The sequence below is a fragment of the Mycobacterium sp. 5-140-3-2 genome (assembly GCF_035666375.1).
Classification (GTDB): Bacteria; Actinomycetota; Actinomycetes; order Mycobacteriales; family Mycobacteriaceae; genus Mycobacterium; species Mycobacterium intracellulare.
The window spans coordinates 3,332,101-3,351,784 of the sequence record NZ_CP142025.1 but is presented as its reverse complement, the minus strand read 5'-3'; the positions used below and the strand labels follow the sequence as shown (position 1 = coordinate 3,351,784).

The 19,684-nt window shown below is 68.9% G+C and carries 16 protein-coding genes, 1 pseudogene and 1 riboswitch; of the genes and pseudogenes, 12 read left to right on the top strand and 5 right to left on the bottom strand.

Annotation, left to right across the window (positions count from 1 at the left end; genetic code table 11):
* Positions 1-12: 12 nt before the first annotated feature.
* The 5 genes from P6281_RS15445 (at position 13) to P6281_RS15425 (ending at position 7,492) form a co-directional block, all read left to right on the top strand.
* Positions 13-588, top strand: a complete 576-nt coding sequence (locus P6281_RS15445) for a carboxymuconolactone decarboxylase family protein (RefSeq protein ID WP_009957085.1) — start codon at positions 13-15, stop codon at positions 586-588.
* Positions 589-657: 69 nt separating this feature from the next.
* Positions 658-1,782, top strand: coding sequence for an NAD(P)H-dependent flavin oxidoreductase (locus P6281_RS15440; protein ID WP_008257872.1), 1,125 nt, complete (start codon positions 658-660; stop codon positions 1,780-1,782).
* Between the two features lie 82 nt (positions 1,783-1,864).
* Positions 1,865-2,046, top strand: a riboswitch (M-box (ykoK) riboswitch).
* Between the two features lie 286 nt (positions 2,047-2,332).
* Positions 2,333-2,578 carry an Rv1535 family protein gene (locus tag P6281_RS15435; protein WP_008257871.1) on the top strand — a complete coding sequence of 82 codons (246 nt, stop codon included), beginning with the start codon at positions 2,333-2,335 and terminating at the stop codon, positions 2,576-2,578.
* 206 nt (positions 2,579-2,784) lie between these two features.
* A complete protein-coding gene (gene ileS, locus P6281_RS15430; protein ID WP_324738411.1) occupies positions 2,785-5,898 on the top strand; it encodes an isoleucine--tRNA ligase in 3,114 nt (1,037 codons plus the stop codon).
* A 193-nt stretch (positions 5,899-6,091) separates the two neighbouring features.
* The gene (locus tag P6281_RS15425; protein WP_442757106.1) at positions 6,092-7,492 is read left to right on the top strand and encodes a DNA polymerase IV; all 1,401 of its coding nucleotides are present in this window, start codon (positions 6,092-6,094) and stop codon (positions 7,490-7,492) included.
* Here the strand turns inward: P6281_RS15425 and P6281_RS15420 are convergent.
* The gene (locus P6281_RS15420) at positions 7,457-8,383 is read right to left on the bottom strand and encodes an asparaginase (protein WP_202348870.1); all 927 of its coding nucleotides are present in this window, start codon (positions 8,381-8,383) and stop codon (positions 7,457-7,459) included. The genes P6281_RS15425 and P6281_RS15420 overlap by 36 nt on opposite strands.
* 70 nt (positions 8,384-8,453) lie before the next feature.
* Here P6281_RS15420 and lspA point away from each other — a divergent pair, with 70 nt between their 5' ends.
* Together lspA and P6281_RS15410 are read left to right on the top strand one after the other, a co-directional pair.
* Entirely contained in the window at positions 8,454-9,056 is a 603-nt protein-coding gene (lspA, locus tag P6281_RS15415; protein ID WP_080749728.1) for a signal peptidase II, read from the top strand.
* Positions 9,049-9,975, top strand: coding sequence for an RluA family pseudouridine synthase (locus tag P6281_RS15410; RefSeq protein WP_008257866.1), 927 nt, complete (start codon positions 9,049-9,051; stop codon positions 9,973-9,975). Before lspA ends, P6281_RS15410 begins: the two co-directional genes overlap by 8 nt.
* A 44-nt stretch (positions 9,976-10,019) precedes the next feature.
* On the opposite strand, the gene P6281_RS15405 is transcribed toward P6281_RS15410, so the two are convergent.
* Together P6281_RS15405 and P6281_RS15400 are read right to left on the bottom strand one after the other, a co-directional pair.
* Entirely contained in the window at positions 10,020-10,778 is a 759-nt protein-coding gene (locus tag P6281_RS15405) for a class I SAM-dependent methyltransferase (RefSeq protein ID WP_008257865.1), read from the bottom strand.
* 42 nt (positions 10,779-10,820) lie between these two features.
* On the bottom strand, positions 10,821-11,228 hold the full coding sequence (locus tag P6281_RS15400) for a group I truncated hemoglobin (RefSeq protein WP_009955507.1): 408 nt from the start codon (positions 11,226-11,228) through the stop codon (positions 10,821-10,823).
* A 221-nt stretch (positions 11,229-11,449) separates the two neighbouring features.
* Here P6281_RS15400 and P6281_RS15395 point away from each other — a divergent pair, with 221 nt between their 5' ends.
* The 4 genes from P6281_RS15395 (at position 11,450) to dnaE (ending at position 17,782) form a co-directional block, all read left to right on the top strand.
* Positions 11,450-12,490: an SDR family NAD(P)-dependent oxidoreductase gene (locus tag P6281_RS15395; protein ID WP_324738410.1), complete on the top strand. Its 1,041-nt coding sequence runs from the start codon at positions 11,450-11,452 to the stop codon at positions 12,488-12,490.
* 3 nt (positions 12,491-12,493) lie between these two features.
* Positions 12,494-13,297, top strand: a complete 804-nt coding sequence (locus tag P6281_RS15390; RefSeq protein WP_014711941.1) for an SDR family NAD(P)-dependent oxidoreductase — start codon at positions 12,494-12,496, stop codon at positions 13,295-13,297.
* Positions 13,298-13,695: 398 nt separating this feature from the next.
* Positions 13,696-14,127 carry a type II toxin-antitoxin system Rv0910 family toxin gene (locus tag P6281_RS15385; protein WP_008257858.1) on the top strand — a complete coding sequence of 144 codons (432 nt, stop codon included), beginning with the start codon at positions 13,696-13,698 and terminating at the stop codon, positions 14,125-14,127.
* 121 nt (positions 14,128-14,248) lie between these two features.
* Positions 14,249-17,782: a DNA polymerase III subunit alpha gene (gene dnaE, locus P6281_RS15380; protein WP_008257857.1), complete on the top strand. Its 3,534-nt coding sequence runs from the start codon at positions 14,249-14,251 to the stop codon at positions 17,780-17,782.
* A 69-nt stretch (positions 17,783-17,851) separates the two neighbouring features.
* Here dnaE and P6281_RS15375 read toward each other — a convergent pair whose 3' ends face one another.
* A complete protein-coding gene (locus P6281_RS15375) occupies positions 17,852-18,313 on the bottom strand; it encodes a PPOX class F420-dependent oxidoreductase (protein ID WP_008257855.1) in 462 nt (153 codons plus the stop codon).
* A 60-nt stretch (positions 18,314-18,373) separates the two neighbouring features.
* Between P6281_RS15375 and P6281_RS15370 the strand changes: the two genes are divergently transcribed.
* Positions 18,374-18,763, top strand: coding sequence for a helix-turn-helix domain-containing protein (locus P6281_RS15370; protein WP_020822850.1), 390 nt, complete (start codon positions 18,374-18,376; stop codon positions 18,761-18,763).
* Here P6281_RS15370 and P6281_RS15365 read toward each other — a convergent pair.
* A pseudogene (locus P6281_RS15365) lies at positions 18,742-19,613 on the bottom strand (class I SAM-dependent methyltransferase). The gene P6281_RS15370 and the pseudogene P6281_RS15365 sit on opposite strands and share 22 nt — an antisense overlap.
* Between the last annotated feature and the right edge of the window lie 71 nt (positions 19,614-19,684).

The window sequence follows — 19,684 nt, the reverse complement described above, 5'->3', positions numbered from 1 at the left end:
AGTGCTCATCCGATGACAACAGCGCGCCTGCCCAAACTGCCACTGGACGAAGCCAAAGCCGCCGCCGACGAAGCGGCCGTCCCCAACTACATGGCCGAACTGAGCATCTTCCAAGTGCTGCTCAACCATCCGCCGCTGGCGCGCGCCATCAACGACCTGCTCGCCACCATGCTCTGGCACGGCGCCCTCGACGCGCGGTTGCGCGAGTTGGCGATCATGCGGATCGGCTGGCTGACCGCGTGCGACTACGAGTGGACGCAGCATTGGCGCGTCGCGTCCCGGCTCGGCGTCCCGGGTGACGACCTGCTCGGCGTGCGAGATTGGCGGAACTACGCCGGGTTTGGGCCCGCCGAGCGGGCGGTGCTGGCGGCGACCGACGACGTGGTGCGCGACGGCGCGGTCAGCGCCGCGAGCTGGGCGGCCTGCGAGCGCGAATTCGACGGCGACACAACGGTTCTCGTCGAGCTGGTCACGGTCATCGGCGCGTGGCGCATGGTCTCCTCCATCCTGCAGAGCCTTGAGGTGCCGCTTGAGGACGGCGTATCGAGCTGGCCTCCGGACGGCCGGCCGCCCGGGCCCAAGGGTTGAGCCGGCGGCGCGAATTGCACAGGGCCGTAAGCGATTGACTTCTCAAGCGGGAACTCTTAGCGTCGGGCAATGAGAACCAGGGTCGCCGAGATGCTCGGTGTCGAATTCCCGATCTGCGCCTTCAGCCATTGCCGCGACGTGGTGGCCGCGGTGACCAACGCGGGCGGATTCGGCATCCTGGGCGCCACCGCGCACAGCCCGGCGCGACTGCGCAGCGAGCTGACCTGGATCGAGCAGCAGACCGGCGGCAAGCCCTACGGGGTCGACCTGCTGCTGCCGCCCAAATACGTCGGCGCCGAGCAGGGCGGGATCGACACCAACCAGGCCCGGACCCTGCTGCCCGAGGAGCATCGCGCGTTCGTCGACGACCTGCTGGCCCGCTACGGCGTGACGGCGCCCGCCGGGGACGCCCGCCCGTCCGTGGGCGGTTTGAACATCTCGCCCAAGAGCTACCAGCCGCTGCTCGACGTGGCCTTCGACCACGACATCCGGCTGATCGCCAGCGCGCTCGGCCCACCCCCGGCGGACCTCGTCGAACGCGCCCACGACGCCGGCGTGCTGGTGGCCGCGCTGGCCGGCACCACCCGCCACGCCCAGCGGCACGCCGCCGCCGGCGTCGACCTGATCGTCGCGCAGGGCACCGAGGCGGGCGGCCACACCGGCGAGGTGGCGACGATGGTGCTGGTGCCGGAGGTCGTCGACGCCGTGGCCCCGGTGCCGGTGCTCGCCGCCGGGGGGATCGCCCGCGGCCGCCAGATCGCGGCGGCGCTGGCGCTGGGCGCCGAGGGCGTGTGGTGCGGGTCGGTGTGGCTGACCACCGAGGAAGCCGAGACGGTGCCCGTGGTCAAGGAGAAGTTCCTGGCCGCCACGTCCTCGGACACGGTGCGGTCCCGCTCGATGACCGGCAAGCCGGCGCGCATGCTGCGGACCGCCTGGACCGAGGAGTGGGACCGGCCGGAGAACCCCGACCCGCTGGGCATGCCGTTGCAGACCGCGCTGATCACCGAGCCGCAGCTGCGCATCAATTCCGCCGCCGCCCACGACGGCGCCAGGGCGCGTGAGCTGGCGACTTACTTCGTCGGGCAGGTGGTGGGCTCGCTCGATCGGGTCCGGCCGACGCGCTCGGTGGTGCTGGACATGGTCGAGGAATTCATCGACACGATCGGCCGGCTCGACGGCCTGGTCGAGAAGTGATCGCGGCCCGGTCGGTAACGAATCGCGGACACGCTGTCCAGGGATTTGACCGCGTCAGACCGCTCGTGCATTATCGGTCGGGTAAGCACCTCGTTAGGTGAGGCGTCTACACGAATACAGGCCACTGACCCCGAACGTCGAAAGACGCCCCGGGTCAGGACAGCTCCTCCCGGCTTAAGGGTTGAGCCCAGGTGGCTTCCGGTTTGGTTTTTCCAGGCCAGGACACGTCGTGTGGTGCCGAAGCTCTGACGAGAGGGGTGCGGATCTCCGGCGGTCGTCGGATTCTGCTCCTTTTGCTGCGCCTAGATCGCATGCGACCCCGCATGCGTCGCGACCGCGAGGAGGTGAGGGACACATGAGTTCTTGCGATAGTCCGGATCGAAGTCCGAACCCTGTTTCGTCCCGATCCGTTCTCCGGCGCGACCTCCTCGGCTGAGGCGTCGCACACGCTAAGTGCTTATCCGCCAAGCGTTCTGAGATCGGACCCACCCGGGACGGGACACTTCAGTCCTTTTTGGTCCCCGTTGGAATTCTCCTCTAGGAGTCGATCATGACCGCAGCTCTCTACGACGACGTCGTCACCGTCGCGCCCGCCCGCACCCTGAGGGTGGTACGCGACGTCCCCGAGATCCACGTCCCCGAGCCCGTGGAAGAGCCGCGCCGCAGCGACTTCCCGCTCTTCGGCCCGGGCGGCGACCCGCTGATCCACGGGGCCTGCCGGTTGCTCAGCATTCCGCTGCGCCACGTGTACGCGGCGCTGTGGCGGGTGGGTGTGCTCGAGGTTCGGGGCCAGTAGAATCGTTTCATTGGCGTCGATCCGGCCATCACCGGGGAGCTTTCGGAAGAACAGCCGTTCCGGCTCAGTAGAACCGAACGGGTAGGCCCGTCACAGCCTTCAATGAGCGGTCGCGCGTGAGCGCGGCAAGCGGGGTGGTACCGCGGCGCTCGCGCAGCCGGCGCGTCGTCGTCCCCAGGCCTGGAGACTGGCACAGGAGACGACGTTTGACCGAGCACACATACCCAAAGCCGGCGGGCGGGGCGCCCGACTTCCCGGCCCTCGAGGTCGAGGTGCTGGACTACTGGGCCCGAGACGACACCTTCCGCGCCAGCATCGCCCGCCGCGACGGCTCGCCGGAGTACGTGTTCTACGACGGGCCGCCGTTCGCCAACGGCCTGCCGCACTACGGGCACCTGCTCACCGGCTACGTCAAGGACATCGTCCCGCGCTACCGCACCATGCGCGGCTACAAGGTGGAGCGCCGATTCGGCTGGGACACCCACGGGCTGCCGGCCGAACTCGAGGTCGAGCGCCAGTTGGGCATCACCGATAAGTCCCAGATCGACGACATGGGCATCGCCGCCTTCAACGACGCCTGCCGCGCCTCGGTGCTGCGCTACACCGACGAGTGGCAGGCCTACGTCACCCGCCAGGCGCGCTGGGTCGATTTCGACAACGACTACAAGACGCTGGACCTGCCCTACATGGAGTCGGTGATCTGGGCGTTCAAACAGCTGTGGGACAAGGGCCTGGCGTATGAGGGCTACCGGGTGTTGCCCTATTGCTGGCGCGACGAAACCCCGTTGTCCAACCACGAATTGCGGATGGACGACGACGTCTACCAGAGCCGCCAGGACCCCGCTCTCACCGTCGGATTCCGGGTGGTGGGCGGTTCGCTTGATGGCGCGCATCTGCTGGTGTGGACGACGACGCCCTGGACGCTGCCGTCCAACCTCGCCGTCGCCGTCAACCCCGATGTGACCTACGTGCAGGTGCGGGTGGGCGAGCGTCGTTTCGTGCTGGCGGAGGCGCGGCTGGCCGCCTACGCCCGCGAGCTGGGCGAAGAGCCCGAGGTGCTGGGCACCTACCGGGGCGCGGACCTGCTCGGCACCCGATACCTGCCGCCGTTCCCGTATTTCGTGGACACCCCTAACGCGTTTCGGGTCCTGCCGGGCGAGTTCGTCACCACCGAGGACGGCACCGGCATCGTGCACATGGCGCCGGCCTACGGCGAGGACGACATGGCGGTCGGCGAGGCGGCCGGCATCGCGCCGGTCACGCCGGTCGACTCCAAGGGCCGATTCGACGCCAGCATCCCGGATTACCAGGGGCAGCACGTCTTTGACGCCAACCCGCACATCATCCGCGACCTGAAGAACGGCACCGGCCCCGCCGCGGCCAACGGGGCGGTGCTGGTGCGCCACGAAACCTACGAGCACCCCTACCCGCACTGCTGGCGGTGCCGCAATCCGCTGATCTACCGGGCGGTCTCGTCGTGGTTCGTCGCGGTCACCGAATTCCGGGACCGCATGGTGGAGCTCAACCAGCAGATCACCTGGTACCCCGAACACGTCAAGGACGGCCAGTTCGGCAAGTGGTTGCAGGGGGCCCGCGATTGGTCGATCTCGCGAAACCGCTACTGGGGCACCCCGATTCCGGTGTGGAAGTCCGACGATCCGGACTACCCGCGCATCGACGTGTACGGCAGCCTCGACGAGTTGGAGCGCGATTTCGGGGTGCGGCCGACCAACCTGCACCGTCCCTTCATCGACGAGCTGACCCGGCCCAATCCGGACGATCCGACCGGGCGTTCGGTGATGCGGCGCATCCCGGACGTGCTCGACGTGTGGTTCGACTCCGGGTCGATGCCCTATGCCCAGGTGCACTACCCGTTCGAGAACTCCGACTGGTTCGACACGCACTACCCGGGCGACTTCATCGTCGAGTACATCGGCCAGACCCGCGGCTGGTTCTACACGCTGCACGTGCTGGCCACCGCGCTGTTCGACCGGCCCTCCTTCAAAACCTGTGTGGCCCATGGCATCGTGCTGGGCTCCGACGGCCAGAAGATGAGCAAGTCGCTGCGCAACTATCCCGACGTGTCCGAGGTGTTCGACCGCGACGGCTCCGACGCCATGCGGTGGTTCCTGATGGCCTCGCCGATCCTGCGCGGCGGCAACCTCATCGTCACCGAGCAGGGCATCCGCGAGGGCGTGCGCCAGGTGCTGCTGCCGTTCTGGAACGCCTACAGCTTCCTGGCCCTCTACGCGCCGAAAGTCGGTAGCTGGCGCACCGATTCGGCTCAGGTGCTGGATCGCTACATCCTGGCCAAGCTCGCCCAACTGCGCGACGACCTGACCCGCGAGATGGACAGCTGTGACATCTCGCGGGCCTGCGAGCAGCTGCGCCTGTTCACCGAGGCGTTGACGAACTGGTATGTGCGACGGTCGCGTTCGCGGTTCTGGGCCGAGGACGTCGACGCCATCGACACCCTGCACACCGTGCTCGAGGTGACCGCGCGGCTGGCCGCGCCGCTGCTCCCGTCGGTGACCGAGGTCGTCTGGCGCGGCCTGACTTCTCAGCGCTCGGTGCACCTGACCGATTGGCCGGCACCCGGTGCCGTGCCCGCCGACCCCGAGCTGGTCGCCGCGATGGATCAGGTTCGCGAGGTGTGCTCGGCCGCCTCGTCGCTGCGCAAGGCCAAAAAGCTGCGGGTGCGGTTGCCGTTGCCGAAACTCACTGTGGCCGTGGAGAACCCGCACCTCCTGGAGCCGTTCGTCGACCTGATCGCCGACGAGCTCAACGTCAAGACCGTCGAGCTGACCGACGCGATCGACACCTACGGCTCCTTCGAGCTCACCGTCAACGCGCGGGTGGCCGGCCCGCGGCTGGGCAAGGACGTCCAGGCGGCGATCAAGGCGGTCAAGGCGGGGGAGGGCGTCGTCAACGACGACGGCACCCTGACCGCCGGGCCCGCGGTGCTGCAGCCCGGTGAGTACAGCTCGCGGCTGGTGGTCGCCGACCCGGAATTCACCGCGGCCCTGCCCGGCGGCGCGGGCCTGGTGGTGCTGGACGGCACCGTCACACCAGAACTCGAAGCCGAGGGCTGGGCCAAGGACCGCATCCGCGAACTGCAGGAGCTGCGCAAGTCGAGCGGGCTGGACGTGTCCGATCGCATCAGCGTGGTGATGTCGGTGCCCACCGAGCGCGCCGACTGGGCGCGGGCGCACCGCGACCTCATCGCCGGCGAAATCCTGGCCACCAGCTTCGAATTCGGCGACCCGGCCGACGGCGCGGACATCGGCGACGGCGTGCGGGTGAGCATCGCCAAGGCCTGAGCCGTCACATCCGCCACTTTCGTCTCCCCGCGAGGCGACACGTCTTGTGCCCACCTCCGAGCGACAATCGCCACCGCAGCGTGTCGGCGTGACCAACTGTCGCTGTGAGGCGGGCACAACACCATATGGTCGGACGCGGCTTTCGGCGGCCAAGCGAGCCGGGCGCGCGTCCGGAGGGCCCTAGCATCAATCTGTGGAGTCGCGTTGGGTGCTGCACCTGGACATGGACGCGTTCTTCGCTTCCGTCGAGCAGCTCACCCGGCCGACCCTGCGCGGTCGGCCGGTGCTGGTCGGCGGTTTGGGTGGGCGCGGAGTGGTGGCCGGCGCCAGCTACGAGGCCCGGGTGTTCGGCGCCCGGTCGGCCATGCCCATGCATCAGGCCCGCCGGCTGGTCGGCGTGAGCGCGGTGGTGTTGCCGCCGCGCGGCGTGGTGTACGGGGTGGCCAGCCGGCGGGTGTTCGACACCATCCGCGCCGTCGTCCCCGTCGTCGAGCAGCTCTCCTTCGACGAGGGATTCGGCGAACCCGCGCAGCTGGCCGGCGCGTCCGCCGCCGACGTCGCAACCTTCTGCGAGGACCTGCGCCGACGGGTCCGCGACCAGACCGGGCTGATCGCCTCGGTCGGCGCGGGCTCGGGCAAACAGATCGCCAAGATCGCCTCCGGTCTGGCCAAGCCCGACGGGATCCGCGTCGTCCGCCGCGACGAAGAACGGTCGCTGCTCGGCGGGTTGCCGGTGCGCCGCCTGTGGGGAATCGGTCCGGTCGCCGAGGAGAAGCTGCATCGCCTCGGCATCGAGACCGTCGGCGAGCTGGCCGCGCTGAGCGACGCCGAGGCGGCCAACATCCTGGGCGCGACGATCGGGCCGGCGCTGCACCGGCTGGCCCGCGGCGTCGACGACCGCCCCGTCGCCGAGCGCGCCGAGGCCAAACAGATCAGCTCCGAGTCGACCTTCGCCGTCGACCTGACCAGCCTCGAGCAGCTGCGGGAGGCGATCGAACCGATCGCCGAGCACGCCCATCACCGGCTGCTGCGCGATGGCCGCGGCGCGCGCACGGTCACGGTCAAGCTGAAGAAGTCCGACATGAGCACGCTGACCCGGTCCGCGACGCTGCCCTACGCCACCACCGAGGTCGCCGCGCTGGTCGGCGTGGCCCGCCGGCTGTTGCTCGATCCGCGCGAGATCGGGCCCATTCGCCTTCTCGGCGTGGGGTTTTCGGGGTTGAGCGACGTGCGCCAGGAGTCGCTGTTCCCCGATTTGGAATTGCCGCAGCCGCAATCGGATTCGCCGTCGGTCGAAACCGCGACCGAGGTGATGTTCACCAAGGGGCCGGAAGAGGCTGGGTGGCGGGTGGGCGACGACGTCGTGCACCGCGAGCTCGGGCACGGCTGGGTGCAGGGCGCGGGCCACGGCGTGGTGACCGCGCGGTTCGAAACCCGCACCTCCGGGCCGGGCCCGGCCCGCACGTTTCCCGCCGACAGCGGAGAGCTCGCCCGCGCCAACCCGGTCGATTCGCTGGACTGGCCGGACTATGTGGGCGATCTGCAGACCGACGCCGCGTCAGCCCCACCGGCCGACGACGTCGGCGACCGGTAACCCGGCGGCCAGCGCGGCGATCAGCAAAACCCGCGCCTGGGGCGGGCGCAGCCCGGGCACCATGATCGCCCCGGCCGCCGCCATGTCATGGCCGGGGCCGTAGCTCGCGCCGACCCGCCCGCCGGGGACCCGGGTGGACACCGCGACGACGACCCCGGCGCCGCAGTGCCGGCGCACCGCGTCGACCACCGCGGGACCGGCGTTCCCCGAGCCCAGCGCCTCGAGCACCACGCCGCGCGCCCCGGCAGCCACGCAGGCGTCGAGCGCGACCGCGTCGCTGCCCAGGTAGGCCGCGACGATGTCCACCCGCGGCGCCGAGCCCGCCCGCACCTCGCCCACGTACGGCCTCGTCTTCGACCCGGTCAACGCCACCTCGCCGGCGACGGTGCCCAGCAGCCGGCCGGTGAAGCCGCTCAGGTCCTCGGTGGCCACCTTGTACATGCCCAGCGGCTGCAGCACCCGGCCCGCGAAACACATCACCACGCCCAGGCCGCGGGCGGCGGGGCTGGCCGCCACGGCCAGGGCGTCGCGCACGTTCGCCGGACCGTCCGCGTCGGGCGCGTCGGCGCTGCGCATGGCGCCGGTCAACACGACCGGCGCGTCGCCGCCGTAGGTCAGGTCGAGCCACAGGGCGCTTTCCTCCATCGTGTCGGTGCCATGCAGGACGACCACCCCGTCGGCGCCGGCGTCGAGCGCGGCCGCCACCGCGTCGCGGATCCGGTCCCAATCGGCCAGCGTCAGCTCCGAGCTGTCGACCGCCAGCAGGTCCACGACGTCGACGTCGAGACCGGACGTCAGCTCCGCCGCGCCGTAGGCCGGCCGATGCACCCCGTCGGCGCCGGTGGCGGTCGATATCGTGCCCCCGGTGGCGATCACGGTGAGGCGGGCCATGTTCGAATCATTGCGCATCGCCGTCGCGGACGTCGCTCGCCCGCGCGGGGCGGTAGGGGATGATGGGAGAGTGCCTGAAGAACCAAGCGGATCGACTGAGCCGGTGACCTCGGCCGACAAGCCCGAGGACGCCGCGGCGACCGACCCGCAGCGGCCCCCGCGCCGACTGCGCCTGCTGCTGTCGGTCGCGGCCATCGTCCTGGCCCTCGACATCGTCACCAAGGTGCTCGCCGTCAAGCTGTTGCCGCCCGGCCAGCCGGTGCCGATCATCGGCGACACGATCACATGGACCCTGGTGCGCAATTCGGGTGCCGCGTTCTCGATGGCCACCGGATACACGTGGATGCTGACCTTGATCGCGACCGGCGTGGTGGTCGGCATCTTCTGGATGGGCCGGCGGCTGGTATCCCCCTGGTGGGCGGTCGGTCTGGGGTTGATCCTCGGCGGCGCCATGGGCAACCTGGTCGACCGCTTCTTCCGGGCCCCCGGACCGCTGCGCGGCCACGTCGTCGACTTCCTCTCCGTCGGTTGGTGGCCGGTGTTCAACGTCGCCGACCCCTCGGTGGTCGGTGGAGCCATCCTGCTGGTGGTGCTGTCGATCTTCGGCTTCGACTTCGACTCGGCCGGTCGGCGTCGCAAGGACGACGACACCGGGGACAGCGCGGGTGAGTGACCGCTCGATGCCGGTCCCCGAGGGACTGGCGGGCATGCGCGTCGACGCCGGGCTGGCCCGCCTGCTGGGGCTGTCGCGCAGCGCGGCGGCGGCGCTGGCCGAAGACGGCGGCGTCGAGCTGGACGGGGTGCAGGCCGGCAAGTCCGATCGTCTGACCGGCGGGGCGTGGCTGCAGGTGCGCCTGCCCGAGCCGCCGGCGCCGTTGCAGAACACGCCGGTCGACATCGAGGGCATGACGATCCTGTATTCCGACGACGACATCGTCGCGGTCGACAAACCGGCCGCGGTGGCCGCGCACGCGTCGGTGGGCTGGAGCGGGCCGACGGTGCTCGGCGGCCTGGCGGCCGCCGGTTACCGGATCACCACCTCCGGCGTGCCCGAGCGGCAGGGCATCGTGCATCGCCTCGACGTCGGCACCTCCGGGGTGATGGTGGTGGCGCTCTCCGAGCGCGCCTACACGTTGCTCAAGCGGGCGTTCAAGCAACGCACCGTCGACAAGCGCTATCACGCGCTGGTGCAGGGACACCCGGATCCGTCCAGCGGCACCATCGACGCGCCGATCGGGCGCCACCGCGGCGGCGAGTGGAAGTTCGCGATCACCAAGGACGGCCGGCACAGCCTCACCCACTACGACACCGTGGAGGCCTTCGTCGCCGCCAGCCTGCTCGACGTGCACCTGGAAACCGGGCGCACCCACCAGATCCGGGTGCATTTCTCCGCGTTGCACCACCCGTGCTGCGGAGACCTGGTCTACGGCGCCGACCCAAAGCTCGCGAAAAGGCTTGGGCTGGAACGTCAATGGCTGCACGCCCGCTCGCTGTCGTTCGCCCACCCGGCCGACGGCCGGCGGATGGAGATCGTCAGCCCCTATCCGCCCGACCTGCAGCACGCGCTGGACGTGCTGCGCGACGAGGGCTGACTCAGTCTGATGGTCGCGCCCGGCTTCGCCGCGCTTGCGATCGCTCAGCTGGGCTTACGGGCCTCGACGAGCAGCCGCACGGAGTCGGTGACGAACGGCCCCTCGGACTCGATGCGCTCGTGCAGTTCGGCCAGCCGGTCGCGGTAGCGCTGGACGGTGAAGTCGGGCACCGACCAGATCACCTTGCGTAGGAAGTAGACGATGGCGCCGATGTCGAAGAACTCCGCGCGCATCCGCTCCATGCGCAGATCGACGATCTGCAGCCCGGCCGCCTCGGCCTGCGCGCGCACGGCGTCGGGGTGAAACTCGGTCCCTTTCTCCGGTTGGGGCCCGATGAAGTACTCGACCAACTCGGCCATCGTGGCGGGGCCGATGTGCTGCGCGAAGTAGCTGCCGCCGGGGCGGAGCACCCGAAAGATCTCGGTCCACCAGACGGAGATCGGATGGCGCGTGGTCACCAGGTCGAACGCGTCATCGGCGAACGGCAGTGGCGGCTCGTCCCGCGTCGCGACGACCACCGCGCCCAGCGGATGCAGGCGTTGCGTGGCCAGGGCGGCGTTGGGAGGCCACGTCTCGATGGCCGCCATGGTGGGCGGGAAGGGGGCGGCGCCGGCGAGCACCTCGCCGCCTCCGGTGTGAATGTCCAGCGCGGCCGACACGCTCGCCAACCGTTGCCGCAGCAGGCGCTGGTAGCCCCACGACGGGCGTTCCTCGGTCGCCCGGCCGTCCAGCCACGAGAAATCCCAGCCGTCGACCGGGGCGGCCTCCGCCTCCGCGATCAGGTCGTCAAATGTGCGCCGCATGTCAGCATGCTAGGCACCGTTCGAGACGGATAGCACGCGCGCTCAGACCGTCGCCTTGGCGTCGCCCGTCGCGATCTCGGGCGCCAACGGCGCGATCGCACCGAGGATCTCGGTCACCGTCTCGGGCGGCACCCCGGCGGCTGCCAGCGCATCGGCAAGATGCGCGGCCACCAAACCGAAGTGGTGCATGGTGATTCCGCGGCCCTGATGCACCTGCTTCATCGGTGCGCCGGTGTAAGGCTCCGGGCCGCCCAGCGCCGCGGCGAAGAACTCGACCTGTTTGCCCTTGAGGCGGTTCATGTTCGTGCCGGCGAAGAAGCCGGCGAGTTCGTCGTCCGCAAGCACTCGGACGTAGAAGTCGTCGACGGCGACCTCGATCGCCTCGTGCCCGCCGATCCGGTCGTAGATGGTGCCCGGTTCAGGCTTGCGGAAGCGCGCCAGAATTTTCATAAGGCCGATTGGAACATCCGGGCGTTGCCCGTCGGTTAGTGCGCGATCACGTCCGGATTGCTGTGTGTAACAAGCGGATTGCCTATCGGTGGCGATCGTGATGGGTGGACCGTGAGAGGGCGTGGCGGGCCACATGAGTGCAATCCGCATCGGGGCGGGGGCCTGATGACCTAGGTTGGCGGTATGACCCGCGTCACATCACTGTCCAGGAGCGAACGCCGATGAACCTTGGCGACTTGACGAACTTGGTGGAGAGCTCGCTGGGGAGCTTGGTGGAAAAGCCGCTGGCGACGGTGTCTCACCTCGTCAACACCCCGAACTCGGCGGGCCGGTATCGGCCGTTCTATCTGAGGAATCTGCTCGACGCGGTGCAGGGCCGCACGCTCGAGGAAGCCGTCCGCGACAAGACCATCCTGATCACCGGGGGATCGTCGGGCATCGGCGAGGCCGCGGCGAAGAAGATCGCCGAGGCCGGGGGGACCGTGGCGCTGGTCGCCCGCACCCGGGAAAACCTCGAGAAGGTCGCGGACGAAATCAGCGGTGCTGGCGGGGCCGCCCACGTCTACCCCTGCGACCTGTCCGACATGGACGCCATCGCGGCCATGGCCGATCAGGTGCTCGACGAGCTCGGCGGCGTCGACGTCTTGATCAACAACGCCGGACGGTCGATTCGCCGATCGCTGGAGCTGTCCTACGACCGCATCCACGACTATCAGCGGACCATGCAGCTGAACTACCTGGGCGCGGTCCAGCTGATTCTCAAGTTCATCCCCGGGATGCGCGAGCGGGGGTATGGGCACATCGTCAACGTCTCCTCGGTGGGTGTGCAGACGCGGGCACCCCGCTTCGGGGCGTACATCGCCAGCAAGGCCGCGCTGGACAGCCTGTGCGACTCGCTGCAGGCCGAGACCGTCAACGACGGCGTCAAGTTCACCACGGTGCACATGGCTTTGGTGCGCACGCCGATGATCAGCCCGACCACGCTGTACGACAAGTTCCCGGCGCTGACGCCCGAGCAGGCGGCCGGGGTGATCGCGGACGCGATCGTGCACCGGCCGCGCCGGGCCAGCTCGCCGTTCGGGCAGTTCGCCGCCGTCGCCGATGCGGTCAACCCGGCGGTGATGGACCGGGTGCGCAACCGGGCGTTCACCATGTTCGCTGACTCCAGCGCCGCGAAGGGTGTTCAATCGACAAGCGACACAACGGAATTCGACAGACGAAGCGAAACGTTTGTGCGGGCGACCCGCGGGATACATTGGTGAGACATGAGCCTTCCGAAACCTGACATCCAGACCACCGTCGTCATCACCGGGGCCTCCTCGGGCATCGGCGCCGAACTGGCTCGCGGCCTGGCCCGCCGAGGATTCCCGCTGCTGCTGGTGGCGCGGCGCCGCGAGCGCCTCGACGAGCTGGCCAACGAGGTCGGCCAGGAGTACTCGGTGGCCGTCGAGGTGCTGCCGCTGGACCTGGCCGACGAGCAGGAGCGCGCCAAGCTCGCGAGCCGGCTGCGCGCGGAGCCGATCGCCGGGCTGTGCAACAGCGCCGGCTTCGGCACCAGCGGCGTCTTCCACGAATTGCCGGTGGAACGCGAGAGCGAGGAGGTCACCCTCAACGCGCTGGCGCTGATGGAACTCACCCACGCGGCCTTGCCCGGCATGGTCGAGCGCGGCGCCGGCGCGGTGATGAACATCGCCTCGATCGCCGGCTTTCAGCCGGTTCCCTACATGGCCGTCTATTCGGCCACCAAGGCCTTCGTGCAGACGTTCTCCGAAGCCGTGCACGAGGAGCTGCACGACACCGGGGTGTCGGTGACCTGCCTGTGCCCGGGCCCGGTGCCGACCGAGTGGGCGGAGATCGCCAACGCCGAGCGGTTCAGCATTCCGCTCGCGCAGGTCTCGCCGCGCGACGTGGCCGAGGCGGCGATCGGCGGCATGCTGTCCGGCCGCCGCACGGTGGTGCCCGGCGTGGTGCCCAAGGTGGTCAGCACGGGCGGGCGGTTTGCGCCGCGCAGCCTGCTGCTGCCGGGAATCCGGATCGGCAACCGATTTCGCGGCGGGCCCAAACACTGAGCTATATGGCGCGCGTTCGTCTCACGCGCTGTTTCGTCTCACGCGCCACACCCGTCCCTCCGTCGGGAGACTGACGAATTGCCCACCTCCGAGCGACAAATGTGATGGCGCGCGTCGCAGCCCGTTGTCGCCCGCGCGTCGCCTCTCGTTGTCGCCCCGCGTCGCCTCTCGTTGTCGCCCCGTGCCGCCTCCTGTTGCCGGCCGCGCGTCGCCTCTCGTTGTCGCCCCGCGTCGCCTCCTGTTGCCGGCCGCGCGTCGCCTCCCGTTGTCGCGCGGAGGTGGGCACAAGACCACATCCCTCCCCGGCGCGACCCAATTGACGGATGTGAGGCGCGACCCGAGTGAAGATGTGAGCCGCGACCCAAGTGACGGATGTGACGCCGGGCTAAGCTCAGTCGGTGGCCGCCGTGGAGATGACCGCCGACGTACCGATGAGCCCCCAGCAGATGTGGGACCGGGTCTCCGATCTGTCGGACCTGGGCGACTGGCTGGTCATGCACGAGGGCTGGCGCAGCGAGCTGCCCGACGAGCTCGGCGAAGGCAGCCAGGTCGTCGGCGTGGCCCGCGCCAAGGGCTTCCGCAACCGGGTGACCTGGACGGTGACCAAGTGGGACCCGCCGCACGAGGTCGCGATGGCGGGCTCGGGCAAGGGCGGCACCAAATACGCCGTTTCACTCACCGTGCGACCCACCGGCGAGGGCTCGACGCTCGGCCTGCGCCTGGAACTGGGTGGGCGCCCGCTGTTCGGTCCGGTGGGCGCGGCGGCGGCCCGCGCCGTCAAAGGCGACGTGCAGAAGTCGTTGAAAAACTTCGTCGAGCTGTACGGATAAACCCTGTGGCGATCGCAAGCGCGGCGAAGCCCGGCGCGGCGGGTCGCCTCCGAAATCATCCGTGACACACGCGGCGACACGCCCAACTCGTGTCGGTCCGCGGTCATAGACTGGCGTCCCTATGAACCACTCGTCCTTCGTGCACCTGCATAACCACACCGAGTACTCGATGTTGGACGGTGCCGCGAAGATCGCGCCGATGCTCGCCGAGGTGGACCGGCTGCAAATGCCCGCGGTCGGGATGACCGACCACGGAAACATGTTCGGCGCCAGCGAGTTCTACAACGCGGCGACCAAGGCCGGGATCAAGCCGATCATCGGCGTCGAGGCCTACATCGCGCCCGCGTCGCGGTTCGACACCCGGCGGATCCTGTGGGGTGACCCCGGCCAGAAGTCCGACGACGTCTCGGGCAGCGGCTCCTACACGCACATGACGATGGTGGCCGAGACGCCCACCGGCCTGCGCAACCTGTTCAAGCTGTCCTCGCTGGCGTCGTTCGAGGGCCAGCTCGGCAAGTGGTCGCGGATGGACGCCGAGATCATCGCCGAACACGCCGAGGGCATCATCGCCACCACGGGCTGCCCCTCGGGGGAGGTGCAGACCCGGCTGCGCCTGGGTCACGACCGCGAGGCGCTGGAGTCGGCGGCCAAGTGGCGCGAGATCTTCGGCGCCGACAACTACTTCCTCGAGCTGATGGACCACGGGCTGTCCATCGAGCAGCGGGTCCGCGACGGGCTGCTCGAGATCGGCCGCAAGCTGGGCATTCCGCCGCTGGCCACCAACGACTGCCACTACGTCACCCGCGACGCCGCCCACAACCACGAGGCGCTGTTGTGCGTGCAGACCGGCAAGACGCTCTCGGACCCCAACCGGTTCAAGTTCGACGGCGACGGCTATTACCTGAAGTCGGCCGCCGAGATGCGCCGCATCTGGGACGACGAGGTCCCCGGCGCCTGCGACTCCACCCTGTTGATCGCCGAGCGGGTGCAGCCCTACGACGAGGTCTGGGCGCCGCGCGACCGGATGCCGATCTTCCCGGTGCCCGAGGGGCACGACCAGGCGAGCTGGCTGCACCACGAGGTGATGGCGGGGCTGGCGCGCCGCTTCCCGTCCGGCGTCGGCCAGGACTACATCGACCGGGCCGAGTACGAGATCAAGGTCATCTGCGACAAGGGTTTCCCGTCGTACTTTTTGATCGTCGCCGACCTGATCAACTACGCCCGGTCGGTCGACATCCGGGTGGGGCCGGGGCGCGGTTCGGCGGCGGGCTCGCTGGTGGCCTACGCGCTGGGCATCACCAACATCGATCCCATCCCGCACGGCCTGCTGTTCGAGCGGTTCCTCAACCCGGAACGCCCGTCCGCGCCCGACATCGACATCGACTTCGACGACCGCCGTCGCGGCGAAATGGTGCGCTACGCCGCCGACAAGTGGGGCTCCGACCGCGTCGCCCAGGTCATCACCTTCGGCACCATCAAAACCAAAGCGGCCCTGAAGGACTCGGCACGCATCCACTACGGCCAGCCCGGCTTCGCCATCGCCGACCGGATCACCAAGGCGCTGCCGCCGCCGATCATGGCCAAGGACATCCCGCTGTCGGGGATCACCGATCCGGCCCACGAGCGGTACAAGGAGGCCGCCGAGGTCCGCGGCCTGATCGAAACCGACCCCGACGTCCGCACCATCTACCAGACCGCGCGCGGCCTGGAAGGCCTGATCCGCAACGCCGGGGTGCACGCGTGCGCGGTGATCATGAGCAGCGAGCCGCTGACCGAGGCCATTCCGCTGTGGAAGCGGCCGCAGGACGGCGCCATCATCACCGGCTGGGACTACCCGTCGTGTGAGGCCATCGGCCTGCTGAAGATGGACTTCCTGGGCCTGCGCAACCTGACGATCATCGGTGACGCCCTGGATAACATCAAGGCCAACAGGGGAATTGACCTCGACCTGGAATCCGTCCCGCTGGACGACGGACCCACCTACGAGCTGCTGGGCCGCGGCGACACCCTGGGCGTGTTCCAGCTCGACGGCGGGCCGATGCGCGACCTGCTGCGCCGCATGCAGCCCACCGAGTTCAACGACATCGTCGCGGTGCTGGCGCTGTACCGCCCCGGCCCGATGGGCATGAACGCCCACAACGACTACGCCGACCGCAAGAACGGCCGCCAGCCGATCAAGCCGATTCACCCGGAGCTCGAGGAGCCGCTGCGCGAAATCCTCTCCGAGACTTACGGTTTGATCGTCTACCAAGAGCAGATCATGTTCATCGCCCAGAAGGTCGCCTCCTACACCATGGGCAAGGCCGACGCCCTGCGCAAGGCCATGGGCAAGAAAAAGCTCGAGGTGCTCGAGGCCGAGTACAAGGGCTTCTACGAGGGCATGACCGCCAACGGCTTCTCCGAAAAAGCGGTGAAGGCGTTGTGGGACACCATCCTTCCGTTCGCCGGGTACGCGTTCAACAAATCACACGCGGCCGGCTATGGCCTGGTCTCGTACTGGACCGCCTACCTGAAGGCCAACTATCCGGCCGAGTACATGGCCGGGCTGCTGACCTCGGTGGGTGACGACAAGGACAAGGCCGCCGTCTACCTGGCCGACTGCCGCAAGCTGGGCATCACGGTGTTGCCGCCCGACGTCAACGAATCGCTGGTGAACTTCGCCTCGGTCGGAACGGACATCCGCTTCGGGCTGGGTGCGGTGCGCAACGTCGGCGCCAACGTGGTGGGTTCGCTGATCAGCACCCGCAACGGCAAGGGCAAGTTCACCGACTTCTCGGACTACCTGAACAAGATCGACATCGCCGCCTGCAACAAGAAGGTCACCGAGTCGCTGATCAAGGCCGGCGCGTTCGACTCGCTCGGTCATGCCCGCAAGGGCTTGTTCCTGGTGCACACCGACGCCGTCGATTCGGTGCTGGGCACCAAGAAGGCCGAGGCGATCGGCCAGTTCGACCTGTTCGGCGGCGACGACGGGTGCACCGAAGCGGTGTTCACCATCAAGGTGCCCGACGACGAGTGGGAGGACAAGCACAAGCTCGCGCTGGAGCGGGAGATGCTGGGCCTCTACGTGTCCGGGCATCCGCTCAACGGGGTGGCGCACCTGCTCGCCGCGCAGGTGGACACCCAGATCCCGGCCATCCTCGACGGCGACGTGCCCAACGAGACCCAGGTGCGCGTCGGCGGCATCCTCGCGTCGGTCAACCGGCGGGTCAACAAGAACGGGATGCCTTGGGCGTCAGCGCAATTGGAGGACCTCACCGGTGGCATCGAGGTGATGTTCTTCCCGCACGCGTATTCCACCTATGGCGCCGACATCGCCGATGACACCGTCGTGCTGATCAACGCCAAGGTGGCCATCCGCGACGACCGGATCAGCCTGATCGCCAACGAACTTGTGGTACCGGACTTTTCCAGCGCCCAGGTGAACCGGCCGATCGCCGTCAGCCTGCCGACGCGGCAGTGCACCATCGACAAGGTCAGCGCGCTCAAGCAGGTGCTGGCCCGGCACCCGGGGACCTCGCAGGTGCATCTGCGGCTGATCAGTGGGGACCGGATCACCACCCTGGAACTCGATGCCTCGCTTCGGGTGACGCCGTCGCCGGCGTTGATGGGTGACCTCAAGGAGCTGCTCGGCCCGGGCTGCCTGGGCGGCTAGCGGCGCCGAGTGTGCAGCCGGCCGCGCACTCGCCGACGAGTGTGAAGCTGGGCGCACGCTCGCAAACGCTCAGGCGAGCTGCACCCGCACGATGACGCTGTCCGGCCACACCCCGCGGTCACGGGCGCGCCGCACCTTCTCACGCAGACACAGATCCCGGTGCACGTTGGTCACGCCCGGCACCTTGAGCAGCGGCACGATGTTCCACTGCCAGCCATAACGGCGGTGCAGCACGCGGTTCGCCCGCTCGGCGTCGGCGCCAGACAGGACCGTGGCGCGGCCGGGCACCCACGGCGCCCGATCACCCGGACGCACCCGGCCCCGGTAATCGCAGGCCACCAGTTCGACGTCGCCGCGCGCGGCCAGCCGCCGGGTCTTGGGGCCCACCTTCGTTCGGAACACCAACCCGTCGCCGTCGAACGCGAACCAGATCGGGGTGTCGACGGCGGTGCCGTCGCGGCGAAAGGACCGGAGCAGGGCGTAGCGGGATCCGTCCAGTTCCGCTCGTGAGGGGCGTGAGGGGATAGCCATCACCACAGTCAAGGACTTAGAGTTGGCTCTAAGTCAAGCATCGAATCGTCGGGAGGCGCCATGGCCGGTGGCCGCACCATCGGGGAGATATCCCGCCAAACCGGGGTCGCCGCGACGACGCTGCGCTACTACGAGCAGATCGGCCTGGTGCCCGAGCCGACGCGGCGAGGCGGCCAGCGTCGCTACGACGACTCGATTCTGTCCCGGCTCGAGGTGATCGCGCTGTGCAAGTCCGCGGGGTTCTCGCTCGACGAGATCCAGCTGCTGTTCGCCGACGACGCGCCAGGACGGCCGGCCAGCCGCGCCCTCGCCGAGGCGAAACTCGCCGAGATCGACGCCCAGCTGGAATCGCTGGCCCGCGCCCGCGCGGTCATCGAGTGGGGGATGCGCTGCACGTGTCCGTCAATTGACGCCTGTACGTGCGGCATTCACACCGCACCGCCGGTCTGAGCCGGCTCGAACCGGTAACGGAGTATCCGCGCTTTACGGGCAGACGCCTTGAACTTTCCGGACATCTTGGTAGCCAACCGAATCCAGCCCGGAAACAACTCGACCTCAGGAGCGTGCGCCAGGCTGGATTCTTCGACCAACCTCAACCGCGGATTCCACGTCTGCGGCACCCGCGCGTCTTTGAAGCCCGAATAGCCCCACTGCGCACCAACCTGGCTGAACATCTGCTGCGGGGCCAGCCTGACCGCAAGCCGGCTGAACCAACCGATGTGCCCGTAGTCGTTGAACGCCAGCTCCCCGGATTTGAAGTGCTCGGTGATGCGACGGAAGACGCCGACGATCACCTGCTCGGACAAAAACGCGAACAGCCCGTCCGCGATCACCATGGTCGGCCGATCGCTGGGGATGGTCTGGGCCAGCTCTCGTCGGCCACCGATGCGACGACCGAGTGGGCTTGCCGGCTCGTCGGCAGCAGCTGGTCGCGCAACGCGATGACACCCGGCAGGTCGACGCTGTACCAGTCCACCGTGGCGGGCGGGGCGACTCGAAACAGGCCCGTGTCCAAACCGGCGCCGAGGTCCACCACGACCGCATCGGGGTGGACGGCGGTGAAACCCCGGACCCGGTCATCGAGCATCTTGGCGCGCAGGGCCGACTGGCACACCACGCTCCTGGGGATGCCGAGCGCGCCGAAGTCGTAGTCGATTTTGCGGACGGTGTCGTCGGCGAGCGTGTCGCCCAGGATGGGCCGTGGCCAACGGCTGTCGAGCGCTCGCGCGTATTGGGTCAGCAACGCGGTCTGCTCAAGTGGGGAAAGATCGTGTACGTCAAAACCCGGTTCGGACCGCATAATCGCCAACGTACTCGGTGACCCGAGCGGCGTCGTTGCCGCACCGAAGAATTCGATCAATGTATTCCGTG